We start from the raw sequence: 18,214 nt of genomic DNA, 5'->3' as shown, positions 1-18,214 counted from the left end.
TCAGGCCGCGTCGCGCTTGGCCGCCTTGGTGAACTTCTTGATCACCCGGTCGCGCTTCAGCTTCGACAGATGGTCGATGAACAGCACGCCGTTCAGATGGTCGATCTCGTGCTGGATGCAGGTGGAGAGCAGGCCGTCGGCCTCGATCTCCTGCTCGTTGCCGTCGATGTCGCGGAACTTCACGCGCACCCGGTCCGGACGCTCGACTTCGGCGTAATAGTCCGGGATCGACAGGCAGCCCTCGTCGTAGACCCGCCTTTCCTCAGAGGACCAGACGATCTCGGGGTTGATGAAGACCCGGGCGTCGCGGACGCCCTCCTCCTTCGACGTGTCGATCGTGACCACGCGCTTGGCCACGCCGATCTGGATCGCGGCCAGCCCGACGCCGGGGGCATCGTACATCGTCTCGAACATGTCGGCGACGAGGGTGCGGATCTCGCCGGTGATCGGGCCGACCGGTTCGGAACCCAGGCGCAGGACGGGATCGGGGAGGATGACGAGCGGGCGGATGGTCATGGCGGAAACCGGCAGGGAAGGCGCCGGGACGGGTCCAGGCTCAGCGTCGAATAGGATGCGGCCGAAGACCGGTCAAATACCGGCTCGATCCGCGTGATCGCCCTTCAGAAGGCCGTGCGGCTGCGGATCGCCGCCGACAGGGTGCCCTCGTCGAGATAGTCGAGTTCGCCGCCGACCGGTACACCGTGCGCGAGGCGCGTGACCTTCACGTCGCAGTGCCGGATCGACTCGGTGACGTAGTGGGCGGTGGTCTGGCCGTCGACGGTGGCGTTGAGAGCCAGGATGACCTCCGTCACCTCGGGCCGGGCCACGCGCTCCACGAGGCTCGCGAGGTTCAGGTGCTCCGGCCGCACGCCGTCCAGCGCCGAGAGGACGCCGCCGAGCACGTGGTAGCGCGCCTTCACGGCGCCCGAGCGCTCCAGGGCCCAGAGATCGGAGACATCTTCCACCACCACGAGCGTCGTCGGGTCGCGCTCCGCGTCGCGGCAGATCGTGCAGGGGTCGGACGTATCGACGTTGCCGCAGCTCGAGCACACGATGATGCGGTCGGCCGCCACCCGCATGGCGTCGGCGAGGGGGCCGAGCAGCGTGTCGCGCTTCTTGATGAGCTGGAGGGCGGCCCGCCGCGCCGAGCGCGGTCCGAGGCCGGGCATGCGGGCCAGCAGCTGGATCAGGCGTTCGATCTCGGGGCCGGCGACGGCTTGGGGCATCGTGCCTCTTGATGAGGAAGGGGCTGTCAGGTCCGGATGGGCATAGACGCCGCCGGGCAGCGCGCAAGGGTGTACGCGTGCGTGTCCGGCATATGGGTATTCCAGAGCCGCTCCGCCGTTAGCGTTACGCTGTGCGATGAACGGAACTGCTTACAGACTTGGGTTCCTGAGTCCACAACTGTGCTCTAATCTGTTTGTCCACGTTGCGGGCCCCTGGCGGAGCCCATAATGACAGCGAAGCTTCGCCGCCTACTCGATGGAGAGACGGGAAGCAGCCGGGAACGGAGATCCTGCGTGCGGCGGTCCTGTACGACCGCACGGACGTCTCCCGGGCAAACCCGGACGGCGGAGCCGTCCGGCACAATCGCGTCGACGGTCGAACAGGGGCCCGGGAGATACGATCTTGACCAACATCGGTGATCACAACGCGGCCCACGGCGCCGAGGCGACCGGCTTCCGCGACCTCAAGGCCGTCCACTGGAATTTCGAGGCGCCGCGTCTCTACGAGGAGGCGCTGGCCCGCAAGGAGGCCCAGCTCGCCCGCGGCGGCGCCCTCGTGGCGACCACCGGCAGCCACACCGGCCGCTCGCCCAAGGACAAGTTCGTGGTCCGGGACGCCGGGACCGAGAGCGAAGTCTGGTGGGACAACAACGGTGCCATCACGCCCGAGCAGTTCGAGACCCTGCGCCAGGATTTCCTGAAGCACGCCGAGGGTAAGGAGCTGTTCGCCCAGGACCTCTACGGCGGCGCCGATCCGGCCTACCGGGTCAAGGCCCGGGTGTTCACCGAGTTCGCGTGGCACTCGCTGTTCATCCGTAACCTGCTGATCCGGCCGGACCGCTCCGAGATCGCGTCCTACGTGCCCGACATGACGATCATCGACCTGCCGAGCTTCCAGGCGGATCCCGCCCGGCACGGCTGCCGGTCGAAGACCGTGATCGCCATCGACTTCTCGAAGAAGCTCGTCCTGATCGGCGGCTCCGCCTACGCGGGCGAGATGAAGAAGTCGGTCTTCACCTATCTGAACTACATCCTGCCCGGCCAGGGCGTGATGCCGATGCATTGCTCGGCCAACGCGGCCCTCGACGCGGAGGGCGGCTCGGCGATCTTCTTCGGCCTCTCGGGCACCGGCAAGACGACGCTGTCGAACGATTCCTCCCGCCAGCTCCTGGGTGACGACGAGCACGGCTGGTCGAATTCCGGCATCTTCAACTTCGAAGGCGGCTGCTACGCCAAGACCATCCGCCTCTCGCGCAACGCCGAGCCGGAGATCTACGCCACCACCGAACGCTTCGGCACGGTGATGGAGAATGTCGTGATCGATCCTGCCACCCGCGCGCCGGATTTCGACGATTCCTCGCTCACCGAGAACACCCGCTGCGCCTATCCCCTCGATTTCATCGCGAATGCCAGCGCCACCGGCCGGGCCGGGCATCCCAAGAACATCGTGATGCTCACCTGCGACGCCTTCGGGGTGATGCCGCCGATCGCCAAGCTCACCGGCGCCGAGGCGATGTACCACTTCCTCTCGGGCTACACCGCCAAGGTGGCCGGCACCGAGCGCGGCCTGACCGGGCCGGAGGCGACCTTCTCGACCTGCTTCGGTGCGCCGTTCATGCCGCGGCACCCGAGCACCTACGGCAACCTGCTGCGCGACCTGATCGCCAAGCACAGTGTCGATTGCTGGCTCGTCAACACGGGCTGGACCGGTGGCGGCGTCGGTACCGGCCGGCGCATGCCGATCCGGGTCACGCGCCGTCTGCTGAGTGCGGCGCTGGACGGCTCCCTGGCCCAGGCCGAGTTCCGCCGCGACCCGTATTTCGGCTTCGCGGTGCCGGTCTCCGTGCCGGGCGTCGAGCCGCACATCCTGACCCCGGTGAAGACCTGGGCCAACAAGGGGGCCTTCGTCGAGACGGCGGCGCGTCTGGTGAAGATGTTCGACGACAACTTCAAGCGGTTCGAGACCCATGTCGATGCCGACGTGCGTGCCGCAGGGCCGTCCGCTCAGGCGATCGCGGCCTGAAAACGCGATCGGGCGGCCCGAGGGGCCGCCCGCCTTCATCGGGCCGGAGCGACCCACGCATGTCCGAACCGCGCCAGCCTCGCGAGGTGCCGCAAGGTCGCGGAGGCCGCCGAAGAGACCTTCAGCCGGCCGCGCGAGCCCCGAAAGTCTCCGCGATGGCGCGGCCGCACCGCCGGATGCGGATCGGGGACGGGATGAACGGCAATAGACCGACCTAGAACGGCAGTTTCATCCCGGGCGGCAGGGGCAGATCCTTGGTCAGTTCCGCCATGCGCTGCTGCATGGTCGCCTCGGCCTTGCCGCGGGCGTCGTTGCAGGCCGCCACGATCAGATCCTCGAGGATCTCGCGCTCGTCCGCCACCATCAGGGACGGGTCGATGCTGACGCCCGTCATCTGGCCCTTGGCCGTCATCGTCACCCGGACAGATCCCCCGCCGGAGGCGCCGGTAACCTCGATCCCGTCCATCTCGGACTGCAGGTTGGCCATCTTCTCCTGCATGGCCTGAGCCTGCTTCATGATGCCCATCAGGTCGCGCATGCGGCTCTCTTTCCGTTTCCCCGTCTGATCTGGGTATGATGCGGCTCCGGCGCCACCGTCGGTCGGGCGCGCGTCAGGCGTCGTCATCCTCGGCCTCGCCGACCGGCGCGGCATCGCCGTCCGCGAGAACGTCCGGCTCGGCGGAGGGCAGGGCCTCGGGCGCGGTCTCGCGCACATCGACGATCTCAGCCCCGGGAAAGCGTGTCAGCACCTCGCGCACGAAGGGGTCGGCGGCGGCGTTCTCGCGGCGCGTCTCAGTCGCCGCCCGGGCGGCTGCATCGAGGGTCGGCGCGCCCTCTTCCTTCGACAGGGCCACCGACCAGCGCCGCCCGGTCCATCGGTCGATGGCGGCGGCGATATCGGTGGCGAGGCTCGGGCGGCCGCCCGGGGCGAGGCGGAACTCGATCCGACCTTCCTCGAAGCGCACCAGATGCACGTCGCGCTCCAGCGCGGTGCGCAGCAGGATGTCCCGATTGGCGTCGGCCAGAGCGATCAGGTCTTCGAATCGCCCAAGACGCGGCGCCGGGGGGGCTGCGGGCACCGGTCTCGGAGACGGCACGCTCATGGCGGTCGGCGCTGTCATAGGCGCCGGCACCGCCGTCGCCGTCCGGGGTGCGGCGGCCAGCGCCGCGGAGCCGCCGCCACGCAGGTCGGGGATCGGCGGCAGCGGCGGCCGCGCCGGCACGGGAGGGGGCTCGTGCGCGGGCGCAGCGGCTGCCTCGGCCTTGAGCTGGCGCAAGGCCTCGTCGGGGGTGGGCAGGTCGGCCGCGTAGGCGAGGCGCACGATCGCCATCTCGGCCGCCGCGAGGGGCCGGGGTGCGGCCTGAACCTCGGGGATCGCCTTCAGCAGGATCTGCCACGCCCGCGACAGGGCGCGGATCGAGAGCTTCTCGGCGAATTCCGCCCCGCGGACGCGCTCCGTCTCGCTGAGCGTGGGGTCGGCGGCCGTCTCCGGAACCACCTTGAGCCGGGTGACGAGATGCGTGAACGCCGCGAGATCGGAGAGGACCACCGACGGGTCCGCGCCGGAATCGTACTGCGCCCGCAATTCCGCAAAGGCGGCCGGGACCGAGCCGCGCATCACCGCCTCGAACAGGTCGAGGATCCGGGCGCGATCGGCGAGGCCCAGCATGTCGCGCACGCTCTGCGCGGTGATCGTGCCTGCGCCGTGGGCGATGGCCTGGTCGAGGAGCGAGAGCGCGTCGCGCACGGAGCCTTCCGCGGCGCGGACGATGGCGCCGAGAGCCTCGTCCTCGACGGAGACGCCCTCGGCCGCGCAGACCTTCGCGAGATGCGCATGCAGGGTCGGCGCCTCGACCCGGCGCAGGTCGAACCGCTGGCAGCGGGACAGGATCGTCACCGGAACCTTGCGGATCTCCGTGGTGGCGAACACGAACTTGGCGTGGGGCGGCGGCTCCTCCAGCGTCTTCAGGAAGGCGTTGAACGCCTTCTCGGAGAGCATGTGGACCTCGTCGACGATGTAGACCTTGTAGCGCGCCGAGACCGGCCCGTAGCGGATGCCGTCGATGATCGCCCGCACGTCGTCGATGCCGGTATGCGAGGCGGCATCCATCTCCAGCACGTCCATGTGCCGGGATTCCATGATCGCCGCGCAGTGGAGGCCGAGTTCCGGCATCGACACGGTCGGGCCGGTGTCGGGCTGGCCGGCGCGGGCATAGTTGAGGCCGCGGGCCAAGATGCGGGCCGTGGTGGTCTTGCCGACGCCGCGGACGCCGGTGAGCATCCAGGCCTGCGGGATGCGGTTGGCCGCGAACCCGTTGGCGAGGGTGCGCACCATGGCATCCTGGCCGATCAGGTCGCCGAAATTGGTGGGGCGGTACTTGCGCGCGAGCACCCGGTAGGGCGTCGCCGCGACGGCGGGCGCTGGAAACCCGGGCAGGCCCGGCTCGTCGTCAGGCGTGCCGGTCGTAGCGTCCATGCCGTGTCGGGATCGAGCTTCCGCGCGCGGGAATGAGGTGGGAGGCTGGACGAAGACCCGCTCGGTCTCGTTAGGGCTGCTTCCTTCCGGACCTGACCCGGTTGGCGAGTGAAACGTCCCTCGCCAACCCCCCGACGGCTATATGGCCGTGCCGTTCGCCGAACGCAAGCGCCGCCTACTCGGCCTTGCGCTTCACGATGGCCAGGGTCTTCGGATCGAGATGCAGATCGAACTGCTTGCCGTTCGCGTCAATCGCATCGTCGACCTCGATCATGCCGTCGTCGAGCTCGATCTCCTTCCACTTGGTGAAGCCCTCCTGCTTCAGCATCGCCTCGACCTTGGCCTGCTGGTCGGGAGGAAGTTTCTCGTCGGCGTGGGCTGCGAGGCCGGTGCCGGCGATCAGGGTCAGGGCGAGGAGGGGCGTGGTCAGACGCATGGCTTTCTCCAGTCCGTCGAGGGTTTCCGGCTTTGAACAGGAATGCGGCACCGGAGTTCCGTCGCGGTGGCGGTCCCCTTGAGCCGCTCCCGAATCTGCCGCACATCTTGGCCGCACCGGAATATGGCGGCGAGGGCAGTGCATCGATGGTCACCCGCGTCGCCACCGTCGCCTTCGAGGGCATCGAGGCGCGGGCGGTGGACGTGCAGATCCAGATCATCCCGGGCTCGGTGGTGTTCACCATCGTGGGCCTGCCCGACAAGGCGGTGGCGGAGTCCCGCGAGCGGGTTCGCGGCGCGCTCATCGCCTCCGGACTGGCGCTGCCCGCCAAGCGCATCACCGTCAATCTCGCGCCCGCCGACCTGCCCAAGGAGGGCTCGCACTACGACCTGCCGATCGCGCTCGGCGTCATGGCGGCGATCGGCGCGATCCCGGCCGACGCGCTCGCCGGCTACTGCGTGCTCGGCGAACTCGCCCTCGACGGCAGCATCACGGCGGTCAGCGGCGTGCTGCCGGCCGCCATGGCGGCGGGGGAGCGGGGGCTCGGGCTGATCTGCCCGGCCTCCACCGGTCCGGAGGCGGCCTGGGCCGGAGGCGAGCTGGATGTGCTCGCGCCGCGCTCGCTCATCCAGCTCGCCAATCACTTCAAGGGCAGCCAGGTCATGGCCCGGCCGGAGCCTGCCGTCGCCGCGCTGGCGGGACCGCTCCCGGATCTCGCCGACATCAAGGGCCAGGAGGGCGCCAAGCGTGCCCTGGAGATCGCGGCGGCCGGCGGCCACAACCTCTTGATGAACGGGCCCCCCGGCTCGGGCAAATCCATGCTGGCGGCGCGCCTGCCCTCGATTCTGCCGCCGCTCAGTCCGCGCGAACTCCTCGACATCTCCATGGTTCAGTCGGTGGCGGGCGAGCTGAAGGATGGGGCCCTGTCGAATCGACGGCCGTTCCGGCAGCCGCACCATTCCGCCTCGATGGCGGCACTGGTGGGCGGCGGGCTTGGGGCGCGGCCGGGGGAGGTATCCCTCGCCCATGGGGGAGTCCTGTTCCTGGACGAGCTGCCCGAATTCTCGCCCCAGGTTCTCGACAGCCTGCGTCAGCCGATGGAATCCGGCGCGGTCATGATCGCCCGCGCCAACCACCGGGTCACCTACCCGGCGCGCTTCCAACTCGTCGCCGCAATGAATCCCTGTCGCTGCGGCCAGGGCCTCGAGCCGGGCTACGCCTGCCGCCGCGGCCCGAACGAGCGCTGCATGGCGCAGTATCAGGCGCGGATCTCCGGCCCGTTGCTGGACCGCATCGACCTGCGCATCGAAGTGCCGGCGGTCACGGCCGCCGACTTGATCCTGCCGGCCCCGGCCGAGGGCTCCCGCGAGGCCGCGGCCCGGGTCTCGGCGGCCCGCGCGCTGCAGGGGAGCCGCTATGCCGCGCGGGGCCTGCCGGATTCCACCACCAACGCGACCTGTCCGGCCAACCTCATCGAAGAGGTCGCGAGCCCCGACGCGGACGGCACGGCGCTGATCCGGCAGGCGGCCGAGACCATGCGCCTCTCCGCACGCGGCTTTCACCGCACGCTGCGTGTCGCCCGGACCCTGGCCGATCTCGACGGCGAGACACAGGTGCGCCGGCTCCATCTCGCGGAGGCCCTCTCGTACCGCGGGCGCGGCGCGGGCGCGGCAGCCGCCGCTTGAGCACCGGATCGGACGTCTCCGGCGATCTGACGGTCACGATCGGCCAGTACAGCAGCGCCGGCCGCAAGGCGGCCAACCAGGACTTCAACGGCATATTGGTGCCGGTTCAACCCGCTCTGGGTCTGAAGGGGATCGCGGTGGCGCTCGCCGACGGGATCAGCAGCAGCGCGGTGGGCGCGGCGGCGAGCGAGACCGCGGTCAAGAGCTTCCTGAGCGACTATTACGCCACGCCGGACACGTGGTCGGTGAAGACCTCGGCCCAGCGCGTGATCGCGGCGGCCAATTCGTGGCTCTACGCCCAGACCCGGCGCGGCGCCGATCCGAACGATGCCGACCGGGGCTACGTCACCACTTTCGACGCCCTCGTCCTGAAATCGCGCATGGCCCACCTCTTCCACGTGGGTGATGCCCGGATCTGGCGCGTGTCCGGCCGGTCCCTCGAACAGCTCACCGAGGACCACCGCGTCGTCGTCTCCGCAGCGGAATCCTATCTCGGCCGCGCCCTCGGGGCGAATGCCCGTGTGGAGATCGACTACCACGTCGTCGGCATCGAGGCCGGCGACACCTTCGTGCTGACGACGGACGGCGTCCACGAGCATGTCCGGCCCCGCGACGTGGTTGCGGCGATCGCGCGAGCCGCGACCCTCGACGCGGCGGCGCGGGCGATCGTCGAGGCAGCTCTGGCCGCCGGCAGTCAGGACAACCTGACGATCCAGATCGTGCGGGTCGAGAGCGTACCGGCCGGCGCGCCGGCGGATCTCCTCGGGGAGGCCGAGGGGCTGGACCCCGCGCCCCTCCTCGACCCGCCCGCCGAACTCGACGGCTTCCGTCTCGTGCGGATCCTCCATTCCGGCCCCCGCAGCCGCGTCTATCTCGCCGTCGAGGCGGAGACGGGTGCCCAGGCCGCCCTGAAGGTGCTGTCCCTGGACCTGCGGGACGACCCGGCCCAGCGGATGCGGTTCGTGATGGAGGAGTGGATCGCGCGGCGGATCGACAATCCTCACGTGCTCAAGGCGCATCCCCGGGCCGGCCGCCGCAGCCACCTCTACACGGTCATGCGCTACGTGGAGGGCCAGACCCTGACCCAGTGGATGCGAGACCACGCGACCCCCGATCTGGAAACGGTGCGCGGCCTCGTCGAGCAGCTCGCCCGGGGCGTGCAGGCGTTTCACCGGCGGGAGATGGTCCATCAGGATCTACGGCCCGATAACGTCCTGATCAATACCGCGGGGACCATCCAGATCATCGATTTCGGGGCCACGACGGTCGCGGGCGTCGTCGAGGGCGATCCGCGGATCGATCCTGCGGAGATCCTCGGCACGGTCCAGTACACGGCGCCCGAATGCTTCCTCGGCGCGCCGGCCAATGCCGGGTCCGACATCTTCGCGGTCGGCGTCATCACCTACCAGATGTTGACGGGACGGCTGCCGTACGGCGACGCCATTCCGCGGGCGCGCACGCGCGCGGCGCAACGGCGGCTTCGCTACACGTCGGCTCTCACGGTGCGTCCGCTGCTTCCCGTCTGGGTCGACGAGGCGCTTCGCAAGGCCGTTCATCCCGATCCGCTGCGGCGCTACACGGCCGTGTCCGCCTTCGTCCACGACCTGCGGCATCCCAATCCGGCCTTCACGGACGGACGGCGGGCGTCTCTGCTGGAGCGCGATCCGCTGCTGTTCTGGCGCCTGCTGTCGCTGGTGCTGGGGCTCATCGCGCTGACGCTCGCGGCGATCCTGATCGCCGGGCCGCGGCGGTGAGGCCTGCGCCTCAGGGATCGAGTTCGGGATAGCGTCGGAAGATGCCGTCCTCGTTGAACGGGATCCGGCGGTCGCTGGCGAGATAGGCGGCGATCCGCGGTCGCCGGGCCACGGTCTCGTGGAGCCGCGCCACGTTCGGGTTGGGGCGCAGGGCTGCGGCGGTGGCTTTGGGAAAGGCGTAGCGCAGGCCGTCGACGAGCTGGAACAGCGACAGGTCCGCGTAGGACAGATCCGCGCCGACGAGCCGGCCGCCGCCATTCCCCGCCAGAACGCGCTCGAAATAGCCGAAGAATTTCGGGATGCGCTCGGTGCGGAATTCCGCGGCCCGGCGCAGGGCCTCGGGCTTCTGATCCGCGTAATACAGGCCGACACCCAAGGGATGGTGCGTGTCGTGCGCCTCGTCGACCGCGTCCGCGATGGTGAGCTGGAGCTGATGGGTCCAGATCCGGTCGCGCTCCGACGCGCTGACGAGGCCGAGCCGCGGCCCGAGATAGAGCAGGATCGCGGCACTCTGCCCGATGACGGTGTCACCATCGCGCAGGAAGGGCGGCGCCAGGGGCGGCCGCGGGTTGCCGGGATCGGACAGGCGATCGAGCATGGGACCGATCCCGCCATCCTCGTCATCCTGGCGGGTGACGTCGATGTAGTCGGCGCCGGCTTCCTCGAGGGCGAGGCGGACGAACTCGCCGCGCCCCTGGATCATCGGCCAGTAATGCAGTTCGTAAGGCATCGCCGTCTCCGCCTCGGGGAAGACACGGACGCCCGGACGGTTCCCGCTCAGTTGCCCTCGGCCGAGTCCTCTGCCGAGGCCTTCTCCACCGGCGGCTCGGCGCTGGCGACGGCCTTGTGGGCGAACATCGGCTGGAGCCGCTCGGCGAGTTGCTGGTCGAGATGCCTGACGTACGCGCCCTTGAAATAACGCTCGCCGGTCTTCGCGCCGTACAGGCGGTCATGAGCCTGGATCATCGCGGCGACTTCCGGACGGCAGAGGAAGCCGGTGATGCCGACGGCCTCGTACCAGCGGCCCGCCCGCGCCTCGGCGGTCGCCTTCGGGTTCGACAGCACCGTGTCGGCGAAGCATTCGGTGGCGGCCTGCCGCAGCGGCGCCAGCACCTTCTCGGCCTCCGCCGTGTTCACTTTCGACGCAGCCGGAAGTCGGTGAGGACGCGCCTCGGCCCCCGAGACGAGAGCGAGGACAGCGAAGGTGGCGAGGATCGAAGTCTTCATGCGGGCGGCCTCGTCGGGTGTCCGAACGGTGTTCAGGTCTCGCTCATGATTGCGTCGGGATCGGGGCTTTCGGCACGGTCGAGCTGCCCGATTCAGGGCGAGATCCGGACTGTTTCGCGACGGCCACACGCGGCCTCAGCCGCGCCGCTCGGCGTTCCAGTGACCGCGGCAGGAGAGGGCGCCGGACGCGACCCAGGTGCCGGTTCCGAATCCGTTCCGGTCAAGCCGCCCCCGCACGTCGGCAGTGGCGGCCCCGTTCGAGATGGATCCCCGGATCGCCCCGTTCCGGGTCACCCCGCCCTCGACCACGAAGGCGGTCCCGATGAAGCGCGCCCGTCCGTTCTCGATCCGCACCGGATAGCGATAGGCGCGGTCGCAGCTCCCGGTCTCGGTGATGATCTCGACGCTCCAGGTGCCGTCGAACCGGTCGGGCGGGGCCGCTTGGCGCGGCGCGGCGGCGGCGGGACTCATGCCGGCGAGGAACAGGGCGAGAGCGAAGCGAGACGTCATCGGATCCGGGACGAGGCGGGTTCGCGAGGATTGGCGCCTTTCAGCGTGGGGTCTGCGGCGCAGGACCCCGCATGGCCGCGCGCAAGGCCGCGTTGAGGAGGGCGAGCAGGTCGCAGCCGACATGCAGGAAGGCGGCCACGCCCGCCTGCTTCAGCGGCTCGGCGAGGTCCGTCGGCTTGCCCGCGAGGTAGATCGGACCGGCGCCGGCCTTCGCCAGGGCTTCCGCCGTCGCGACGGCGTGCTCGGCGTAGATCGCGTCGGTGGAGCAGATGCAGGCCAAGCTGGCACCGGAATCCCGGAACGCCGCCGCCGCCGCCTCGGCGTCGGAAAAGCCCTCGTTCGACAGCGCCTCGATCCCGCCCGCCGCGAAGGCGTTGGCCGCGAATGTCGCACGGGCGTTGAACGACGCCACAGGGCCGAGATTAGCGAGGAACACCGCCGGCCGGCGGCCCGTCTTGGCGAGACAGGCATCCGAGGCGTCCCGCAGGGCCTCGTAGGGCTCCGCGAGGCGCAGGGACGGCAGCGCGTCGCAGGCGACGGCCGAACCCGCGCCGAAATTGGACCCGCGCGGCCCGGCCACGGGCGGCACGTCGAGGACGGCCGCGGGCTTCTCAGAGAGGTTGGGGAATTCGCTCGCGCCCGTGAGCGGTTCACGGCGGTTCGCTACGGCCTTGGCCCGGGCCTCGCGGGTCAGCTCGATCCGCCGCTGCAGCTTGCCGACGCTGAGCGAGGCGACGATGCCGCCCTCCGCCTCGATCGCCTGGAACGCCGCCCAGCCCGCCTCGGCGAGTTCGGCGGTCAGGGCCTCGAATCCCCCGGCGCCGGCCGCGGGGTCGCTGACGCGCGCGAGATGCGATTCCTCGATGAGCACGATCTGGCTGTTGCGCGCGACGCGCCGGGCGAAGGCGTCCGGCAATCCGAGGGCCTGGGTGTAGGGCAGCACCGCGACGCTGTCCGCGCCGCCCATGCCGGCCGAGGCGGCCGCCATGCCGGTGCGGAGGATGTTCACGAAGGGATCGCGCTTGGTCATCATCCGCCACGCGGTCTCGGCATGGAGCCGTAGCGGCTTGGGATCGAGCCCGCAGGCCTGCTCGACCCGGGCCCAGAGGCGTCGCATCGCGCGGAATTTCGCGACCGTGACGAACTCGTCGGCATCGGCCGTCAGAAGCATCGCGACGCGGTCACGGGCTGTGGAGAGGTCGTGACCGGCATCCTCCAGGGCGCGCAGATAGGCAACGGCGGTGGCGAGCACAGCACCGAGTTCCGCCGCCTCTCCGGCACCGCCCTCGTGATAGGGCCGTCCGTCGGCCAGGAAGGCTCGGCCGGTGAAACCCGCCGCTTCCAGCTCCGCGACGGTCTCGGCGAGACCGGGGGCGATGTCCTTCCAGACCGCTCCGAGGCTTCCGGTCGCCGCCAGAACGCCGACCGGATCGATGCCGAGATCGAGGTCGCAGGTCGAGAGATCCTCGCCCCGGCGCTGCGCCAGCGCGCTCACCAGCCGGGCCACTTCGAGGCCGCGCCCGCCGGCGTCGATCCGCAGGGCGATCAGGGGCAGCATCACGCCCTTCAGCGCCGCGTCGAGGTCTTCGACGCTCGCGGCGGTCAGGCCGTAGCCGCGAGCGCCCGCGGCGCCCGCAAAGGCCAGGACGAGGGCGTCGGCCCCGCCTTCGAGGTCGATGAGCGCCTGTGCGTTGGCGGCGGCGAGATCGGGGTGATCGACCCGTTGCGCGATGCGCCAGGGGCCCGGCTCACGCACCGGCTGGGCCGCCGGGGCGGCGGGTCCGTAGAGGGGTTCGATCCGCAGGCCGTCGGCCGTGTGCGACACCAGCCGCTTCTCGAAATCGGCGCCCTTGAGGACGCCTTCGACGAGGCCGAGCCAGCGCGCTCGGTCTGCGGGCTCGAAGAGGTCGGCGAGCGGTGTGTCTTCCATCGGAACGTCCCAGAGCGCGGCGTCTTCTGCACCGCTTCCATGCGTTTGCCTCGCACGCCGCTCCGCCGCTGGCAATCGCCCGATGGTTGAGGAAAGCTGAAGCCGCCCATCACCGATTTTTGATGGTCCCAGCGGCGCGACGGGGAGCCCGGAAATCGGACATGCCGACCCGGCAGGCTTCGGCAAAGCCAGCATTTCCGGATTGCGGGCCCGTCTACGGCGCCCGGACCGACGACCGGACGGATCACGCCGCCGAGGCGGATCCGCCGATCCGGTCGTCCGGGCCCGAGAGGGACCGGCCCGTCAGCCCAGGATGATCAGGCCGGCGAAGCCGAGGGCGCCGACGATGATCCGCCACCACGCGAACAGCCAGAAGCCGTGGCGGGAGACGTAGTCGAGAAGCACCCGCACCACGAACAGCGCCGAGATGAACGACACGACGAAGCCGATCACGATCAGGCCGACATCGTCGCTCGAAAGGTACTTGTAATTGTCGAGCAGGTCTTTGGCGAAGGCGCCCGCCATCGTCGGCATCGCCAGGTAGAACGAGAACTCGGTGGCCGAGCGTTTGTCGGCGCCCATCAGCATCGCGCCCACGATGGTGGCGCCCGAGCGCGACACGCCGGGGATCATGGCGAGGCACTGGAAGATGCCGATCTTCAGGTCCATCGGCAGGGTGAAGTCGTAGACGTCTTTCTTCTTCACCTCGAGGTCGGTGTCGTCGATGACGAGCAGCACCAGGCCGCCGGCCACCAGGGTCGCGCACACGATCCACGGATTGAACAGGTAGGCTTTGATCAGCTTGGAGAAGAGGCCGCCGATGATCGCCGCCGGCAGGAACGCCACCAGGATGCCGAGCACGAACCGGCGCGCCTTCGGATCGGACGGCACCGCCGTGGCGATCGCCAGCAGGCGGCGGAAATACACCAGCAGGATCGCCAGGATCGCGCCGAGCTGGATCAGCACCTCAAAGGTGTTGTTGGGCGAGTGGAAGCCGATGAAGTGGCCGACCAGCAACTGGTGGCCGGTCGACGAGACCGGGATGAATTCGGTCGCCCCCTCCACAAGGGCGAGCAGCACTGCCTTGCCGATGCTTGCCGGATCCATCGTAGCGCCTTGTGCCGTGGGCGCTGCGGCCCCCGTCGAGCCGCCGCCTGCCACGCGAAATGGTTGAACCCGAGGCTTCGCCCATTAGGGTTGACGAGCGGTTACCGGGCCGGGCCGGGCGTGTTAAGGGCTCGGAAACGGTCGGGCAATAACGCTCGGTCCGAAGTCCTGCGCGCCGAACACCTGCGCATCAGGGCCCTCGACGAGCGCGGGACAGGCCGCGTTGGCAGACCGAACGTCCTCCACGGCCTCGATGGCAACCCTCTACCACTTCCCCTTCTGCGCGAATTCCCGGTTCATCCGTCTCGTACTCGCCGAGATGGGCATGGAGCCGACGCTGTTCGAGGAACGGCCCTGGGAACGGCGCGACGACTTCCTGCTGATCAATCCGGCGGGCGTCACACCCGTGCTGCTGGAGCAGAACGGGCTCGTCGTCCCCGGCGCCGGCGTCATCGCCGAGTATCTCGACGAGACCCGCGGCCTCGGGCTCTCGGGGCGGCGCATGCTGCCGGAGGACACCGTCGAGCGCGTCGAAGTCCGGCGCCTGCTCGACTGGTTCCTGGTCAAGTTCGAGTCCGAGGTGACGGCCTACCTCGTGAACGAGAAGATCTCGAAGCGCTTCATGTCGGCCCATGAGGGCGGCGGCCCGCCCGACATGAACGCGATCCGCGCCGCGCGCTCCAACGTGCGCTACCACCTCAAGTACATCGGCTACCTGATCGCCAGGCGGCGATGGATCGCCGGCGACAACCTGACCTATGCCGATCTGGCGGCGGCCGCCCATCTCTCCTGCGTCGACTACCTGGGCGACGTGCCCTGGGACGAGGACGAGATGGCCCGGAACTGGTACGCACGGGTCAAGTCGCGGCCCTCGTTCCGCGCTTTGCTCGCCGACCGCGTGCCCGGCATGGCACCGGCCGCCCATTACGCGGATCTGGATTTCTGACCGCCCGACGAACCTATTTCGGCGCCGATCTCCGCCGCCTCGTCGAGACCCGGGCCCGGGCGCTCGGCTTCTGCGGCCTGCGCGTCACCCGTCCCGACAGGCTCCCGGACCTTCCGGGCCGCCTGTCGACCTGGCTCGCCGAGGGCGCGCACGGCACCATGGAGTGGATGGCGGAGCGGGCCGACCAGCGGGCGAGCCCGGTGGACTTGTGGCCCGGCCTGCGCAGCATCCTGGTGCTCGCGATGAGCTACCGGCCCGAGCACGATCCCCTGGACCTCGTGGCCCGGCCGGATCGCGGGGCCATCGCCGCTTATGCACAGCGGCGGGATTATCACGAGGTTTTGAAGGGTCGTCTGAAAGAATTGGGGGGGTATCTCTCCGCCAAGGGCGACGTGCGCGTGAAGGTTTTCTGCGACACCGCCCCCGTCATGGAAAAGACCCTCGCCGAGGCGGCCGGCCTCGGCTGGCAGGGCAAGCACACGGTGCTGATCTCCCGCGGGCACGGCAACTGGCTGCTCCTCGGGGCGATCTACACGAGCGCGGAATTCGAGCCCGATCCGCCGGAGCGCGACCATTGCGGCTCCTGCCGCGCCTGCCTGGACATCTGCCCGACCGACGCCTTTCCGGCCCCCTACAGGCTCGATGCCCGCCGGTGCATCTCGTATCTCACGATCGAGCATGCCGGTCCGATCCCTGCCGCGTTCCGGCCGGCGATCGGAAACCGGGTCTTCGGTTGCGACGACTGCCTCGCCGTCTGTCCCTGGAACAAGTTCGCCCGTACGGCGGCGGAGAACCGGCTCGCCGCGCGCGCGGATCTGGCGGCCCCGGCGCTGGCGGATCTCGCCGGTCTCGACGATGCGGCGTTCCGGTCGTTCTTCGCCGGCACGCCGGTGAAGCGCACGGGGCGCGACCGCTTCCTGCGCAACGTCATGATCGCGATCGGCAATTCCGGCGATCCCGATCTGGCGGGCGCGGCTGTCGCGGCGCTCGATGACGCGTCTCCCCTGGTGCGCGGCATGGCGGTCTGGGCCTGCGGCCGGCTGCTCGCGCCGGATGCCGTGCACGCGCTCTGCCGCCTTCATGGCGACCACGAGACCGACACCCATGTCCGCGACGAGTGGACGGCCGCCGCCGCCTTGACGGAATCGCCCGTGGGCGAGACATCCGCCCCATGAATCTCTTTGTCTTCGGGCTCGGTTTCACCGGCCGCCGTTTCGCCGAACGGGCGCGAGCGCGTTTCGGGACCGTCCGCGCCAGCGTCACGGATCCCGCGGCCGCCGACCGCGTCGCGGCGGAGATCGGGTTCGCCATGCGCGCCTTCGGGCCGGAGGCCGACGATCCCCGGATCGCCGCGGATCTCGCCGACACGGACGTGCTGCTGGCCTCGGCCCCCCCCGGCGAGGCCGGCGACCCGGTTCTCGCCCGCTACGGGGACGCCATCGCGGCGAGCCGGATCGGCTGGATCGGCTATCTCTCGACGATCGGCGTCTACGGAGACCAGGGTGGCGCGTGGATCGACGAGGCGACACCCGCGGCGCCACGCAGCGCCCGGTCGAAGGTGCGCCTTGAGGCCGAGGCGGCGTGGCTCGCACTCGGCGTCGAGACCGGGAAGGCCGTGCAGGTCTTCCGGCTCTCGGGCATCTACGGCCCCGGGCGCAACCCGATCGTGAAACTGCGCGAGGGTCGTTCGCAGCGCATCGTGAAGGCCGGGCAGGTCTTCAACCGCATCCATGTCGACGACATCGCCACGACGCTGCTGGCCTCCATCGACCGCCCGCGGCCGGGGGCGATCTACAACGTCACGGACGACGAGCCGACCGCGCCCCAGACGGTGACCGAGCACGCCGCCTCCCTCACCGGCCTGCCGCTGCCGCCCGAGATCGATTTCGAGACCGCCGACCTGTCGCCGATGGCGCGCAGCTTCTACGGCGAGAACAAGCGCGTGCGGAACCGGCTGATCCGCGAGGAGCTCGGTGTGGCCCTCGCTTATCCGACCTACCGCGAAGGTCTCGCGGCCCTGAAGGACCAGCCCTGATCAGGCTTCGAGGTGACGCGGCCGCACGAGGCGGCGCAGCAGGCCGCCGCGCGGCCCCACCATCATCGAGGCGACATAGAGGGCCCCAGCCGCGAGAACGATGGCCGGGCCGCTCGGCAGGTCGTACTGGTACGACAGGCTGAGCCCCGAGACGCTCGCGAGGGCGGCGATCAGCATCGAGACCGGGATCAGTCCGGCCAGGTCGCGGGCCCAGAACCGGGCCGCCACTGCGGGCAGCAGCATCAGGCCGACCGCCAGCAGGGTCCCGAGGGCCTGGAACCCGCCAACGAGGTTGACCACCACGAGCGCCAGGAACGCGAGGTGCACGGGACCCCCGCTGCGGCTGACACTCCGCAGGAACAGCGGGTCGACGCATTCCATCACGAGCGGCCGGTAGATCACGGCGAGCGCCAGCAGGGTCAGCGTGCTGATGCCGCCGAGCAGCCAGAGGGCGGAATCGTCCAGGGCCAGGACCGAGCCGAACAGGAAGTGCATGAGGTCGATCTGCGATCCGCGCAGGGAGACCAGCAGCACGCCGGCGGCGAGCGAGATGAGGTAGAAGGCCGCGAGGTTGGCGTCCTCCCGGATCGTGGTCGCCCGGGTGACGGCGCCCGCGAGCAGGGCCACCGCGAGGCCGGCGACGAGGCCGCCCAGCGTCATCGCCGGCAGGGACAGGCCGGCGACCAGGAAGCCGACCGCAGCCCCCGGCAGGATCGCGTGGCTCATCGCGTCGCTCATGAGGCTCATGCGGCGCAGCGTCAGGAAGACGCCGATGGGCGGTGCCGACACCGACAGGGCGAGGCAACCCGCCAGCGCCCGGCGCATGAAGCCGAATTCGACGAACGGCGCAAACAGAGA

The 18,214-nt window shown here is 70.1% G+C and carries 17 protein-coding genes and 1 other RNA gene; 6 read left to right on the top strand and 12 right to left on the bottom strand.

Annotated features, from left to right (window positions below):
• Both def and recR read right to left on the bottom strand, forming a co-directional pair.
• Window positions 1-516 (bottom strand): peptide deformylase, encoded by a 516-nt coding sequence (def, locus tag ABIC70_RS19520; protein ID WP_043347596.1) that lies wholly within the window; start codon window positions 514-516, stop codon window positions 1-3.
• A gap of 104 nt (window positions 517-620) precedes the next feature.
• A complete protein-coding gene (gene recR / locus ABIC70_RS19515) occupies window positions 621-1,226 on the bottom strand; it encodes a recombination mediator RecR (RefSeq protein ID WP_053611458.1) in 606 nt (201 codons plus the stop codon).
• A 403-nt stretch (window positions 1,227-1,629) separates the two neighbouring features.
• Between recR and ABIC70_RS19510 the strand changes: the two genes are divergently transcribed.
• A complete protein-coding gene (locus ABIC70_RS19510; RefSeq protein ID WP_043378606.1) occupies window positions 1,630-3,249 on the top strand; it encodes a phosphoenolpyruvate carboxykinase in 1,620 nt (539 codons plus the stop codon).
• Window positions 3,250-3,463: 214 nt separating this feature from the next.
• On the opposite strand, the gene ABIC70_RS19505 is transcribed toward ABIC70_RS19510, so the two are convergent.
• The 4 genes from ABIC70_RS19505 to ABIC70_RS19490 all read right to left on the bottom strand — a co-directional run bounded on the left by ABIC70_RS19505 (window position 3,464) and on the right by ABIC70_RS19490 (window position 6,162).
• Complete coding sequence (locus ABIC70_RS19505) at window positions 3,464-3,787, bottom strand: YbaB/EbfC family nucleoid-associated protein (RefSeq protein ID WP_043347589.1); 324 nt, start codon at window positions 3,785-3,787, stop codon at window positions 3,464-3,466.
• A gap of 73 nt (window positions 3,788-3,860) precedes the next feature.
• On the bottom strand, window positions 3,861-5,726 hold the full coding sequence (locus ABIC70_RS19500; RefSeq protein ID WP_043378603.1) for a DNA polymerase III subunit gamma/tau: 1,866 nt from the start codon (window positions 5,724-5,726) through the stop codon (window positions 3,861-3,863).
• A gap of 35 nt (window positions 5,727-5,761) precedes the next feature.
• An RNA gene (gene ffs / locus ABIC70_RS19495) (signal recognition particle sRNA small type) lies at window positions 5,762-5,860 on the bottom strand.
• 41 nt (window positions 5,861-5,901) lie between these two features.
• Entirely contained in the window at window positions 5,902-6,162 is a 261-nt protein-coding gene (locus ABIC70_RS19490; RefSeq protein WP_043347585.1) for a PepSY domain-containing protein, read from the bottom strand.
• A 146-nt stretch (window positions 6,163-6,308) separates the two neighbouring features.
• On the opposite strand from ABIC70_RS19490, the gene ABIC70_RS19485 reads away from it, so the two are divergent.
• Window positions 6,309-7,847 (top strand): YifB family Mg chelatase-like AAA ATPase, encoded by a 1,539-nt coding sequence (locus ABIC70_RS19485; protein WP_354440806.1) that lies wholly within the window; start codon window positions 6,309-6,311, stop codon window positions 7,845-7,847.
• Window positions 7,844-9,601 (top strand): bifunctional protein-serine/threonine kinase/phosphatase, encoded by a 1,758-nt coding sequence (locus ABIC70_RS19480; RefSeq protein WP_354440694.1) that lies wholly within the window; start codon window positions 7,844-7,846, stop codon window positions 9,599-9,601. Before ABIC70_RS19485 ends, ABIC70_RS19480 begins: the two co-directional genes overlap by 4 nt.
• 10 nt (window positions 9,602-9,611) lie before the next feature.
• Here the strand turns inward: ABIC70_RS19480 and ABIC70_RS19475 are convergent, their stop codons facing one another.
• The 5 genes from ABIC70_RS19475 to ABIC70_RS19455 all read right to left on the bottom strand — a co-directional run bounded on the left by ABIC70_RS19475 (window position 9,612) and on the right by ABIC70_RS19455 (window position 14,375).
• The gene (locus ABIC70_RS19475) at window positions 9,612-10,331 is read right to left on the bottom strand and encodes a glutathione S-transferase (RefSeq protein WP_354440692.1); all 720 of its coding nucleotides are present in this window, start codon (window positions 10,329-10,331) and stop codon (window positions 9,612-9,614) included.
• 47 nt (window positions 10,332-10,378) lie between these two features.
• Window positions 10,379-10,828, bottom strand: coding sequence for a hypothetical protein (locus ABIC70_RS19470; protein ID WP_354440690.1), 450 nt, complete (start codon window positions 10,826-10,828; stop codon window positions 10,379-10,381).
• Between the two features lie 135 nt (window positions 10,829-10,963).
• Complete coding sequence (locus tag ABIC70_RS19465) at window positions 10,964-11,338, bottom strand: hypothetical protein (RefSeq protein WP_043378588.1); 375 nt, start codon at window positions 11,336-11,338, stop codon at window positions 10,964-10,966.
• A gap of 40 nt (window positions 11,339-11,378) precedes the next feature.
• Window positions 11,379-13,268 carry a methylmalonyl-CoA mutase family protein gene (locus tag ABIC70_RS19460; RefSeq protein ID WP_354440688.1) on the bottom strand — a complete coding sequence of 630 codons (1,890 nt, stop codon included), beginning with the start codon at window positions 13,266-13,268 and terminating at the stop codon, window positions 11,379-11,381.
• Window positions 13,269-13,571: 303 nt separating this feature from the next.
• On the bottom strand, window positions 13,572-14,375 hold the full coding sequence (locus ABIC70_RS19455) for an undecaprenyl-diphosphate phosphatase (RefSeq protein WP_354440686.1): 804 nt from the start codon (window positions 14,373-14,375) through the stop codon (window positions 13,572-13,574).
• 253 nt (window positions 14,376-14,628) lie between these two features.
• On the opposite strand from ABIC70_RS19455, the gene ABIC70_RS19450 reads away from it, so the two are divergent.
• The 3 genes from ABIC70_RS19450 to ABIC70_RS19440 are packed head-to-tail and all read left to right on the top strand — an operon-like array spanning window position 14,629 to window position 17,356.
• Window positions 14,629-15,321 carry a glutathione S-transferase family protein gene (locus ABIC70_RS19450; protein WP_043347569.1) on the top strand — a complete coding sequence of 231 codons (693 nt, stop codon included), beginning with the start codon at window positions 14,629-14,631 and terminating at the stop codon, window positions 15,319-15,321.
• A complete protein-coding gene (queG, locus tag ABIC70_RS19445) occupies window positions 15,318-16,496 on the top strand; it encodes a tRNA epoxyqueuosine(34) reductase QueG (RefSeq protein WP_100794098.1) in 1,179 nt (392 codons plus the stop codon). Before ABIC70_RS19450 ends, queG begins: the two co-directional genes overlap by 4 nt.
• A complete protein-coding gene (locus ABIC70_RS19440) occupies window positions 16,493-17,356 on the top strand; it encodes an SDR family oxidoreductase (protein ID WP_354440684.1) in 864 nt (287 codons plus the stop codon). Before queG ends, ABIC70_RS19440 begins: the two co-directional genes overlap by 4 nt.
• Here the strand turns inward: ABIC70_RS19440 and ABIC70_RS19435 are convergent, their stop codons facing one another.
• Window positions 17,357-18,181: a metal ABC transporter permease gene (locus ABIC70_RS19435; protein WP_051044682.1), complete on the bottom strand. Its 825-nt coding sequence runs from the start codon at window positions 18,179-18,181 to the stop codon at window positions 17,357-17,359. It lies immediately after the preceding gene.
• Window positions 18,182-18,214 lie beyond the last annotated feature (33 nt).

The organism is Methylobacterium sp. 1973 (assembly GCF_040545035.1).
Taxonomy (GTDB): domain Bacteria; phylum Pseudomonadota; class Alphaproteobacteria; order Rhizobiales; family Beijerinckiaceae; genus Methylobacterium; species Methylobacterium fujisawaense.
Note: the sequence above shows the minus strand (reverse complement) of the source record. Positions and strands in the feature narration are given on the sequence as shown.

Coding starts and splice junctions, on each gene's coding strand:
- def (WP_043347596.1), bottom strand. CDS start 516: ATGACCATCCGCCCGCTCGTCATCCTCCCCGATCCCGTCCTGCGCCTG.
- recR (WP_053611458.1), bottom strand. CDS start 1,226: ATGCCCCAAGCCGTCGCCGGCCCCGAGATCGAACGCCTGATCCAGCTG.
- ABIC70_RS19505 (WP_043347589.1), bottom strand. CDS start 3,787: ATGCGCGACCTGATGGGCATCATGAAGCAGGCTCAGGCCATGCAGGAG.
- ABIC70_RS19500 (WP_043378603.1), bottom strand. CDS start 5,726: ATGGACGCTACGACCGGCACGCCTGACGACGAGCCGGGCCTGCCCGGG.
- ABIC70_RS19490 (WP_043347585.1), bottom strand. CDS start 6,162: ATGCGTCTGACCACGCCCCTCCTCGCCCTGACCCTGATCGCCGGCACC.
- ABIC70_RS19485 (WP_354440806.1), top strand. CDS start 6,309: ATGGTCACCCGCGTCGCCACCGTCGCCTTCGAGGGCATCGAGGCGCGG.
- ABIC70_RS19475 (WP_354440692.1), bottom strand. CDS start 10,331: ATGCCTTACGAACTGCATTACTGGCCGATGATCCAGGGGCGCGGCGAG.
- ABIC70_RS19470 (WP_354440690.1), bottom strand. CDS start 10,828: ATGAAGACTTCGATCCTCGCCACCTTCGCTGTCCTCGCTCTCGTCTCG.
- ABIC70_RS19465 (WP_043378588.1), bottom strand. CDS start 11,338: ATGACGTCTCGCTTCGCTCTCGCCCTGTTCCTCGCCGGCATGAGTCCC.
- ABIC70_RS19460 (WP_354440688.1), bottom strand. CDS start 13,268: ATGGAAGACACACCGCTCGCCGACCTCTTCGAGCCCGCAGACCGAGCG.
- ABIC70_RS19455 (WP_354440686.1), bottom strand. CDS start 14,375: ATGGATCCGGCAAGCATCGGCAAGGCAGTGCTGCTCGCCCTTGTGGAG.
- ABIC70_RS19450 (WP_043347569.1), top strand. CDS start 14,629: ATGGCAACCCTCTACCACTTCCCCTTCTGCGCGAATTCCCGGTTCATC.
- ABIC70_RS19440 (WP_354440684.1), top strand. CDS start 16,493: ATGAATCTCTTTGTCTTCGGGCTCGGTTTCACCGGCCGCCGTTTCGCC.
- ABIC70_RS19435 (WP_051044682.1), bottom strand. CDS start 18,181: ATGCGCCGGGCGCTGGCGGGTTGCCTCGCCCTGTCGGTGTCGGCACCG.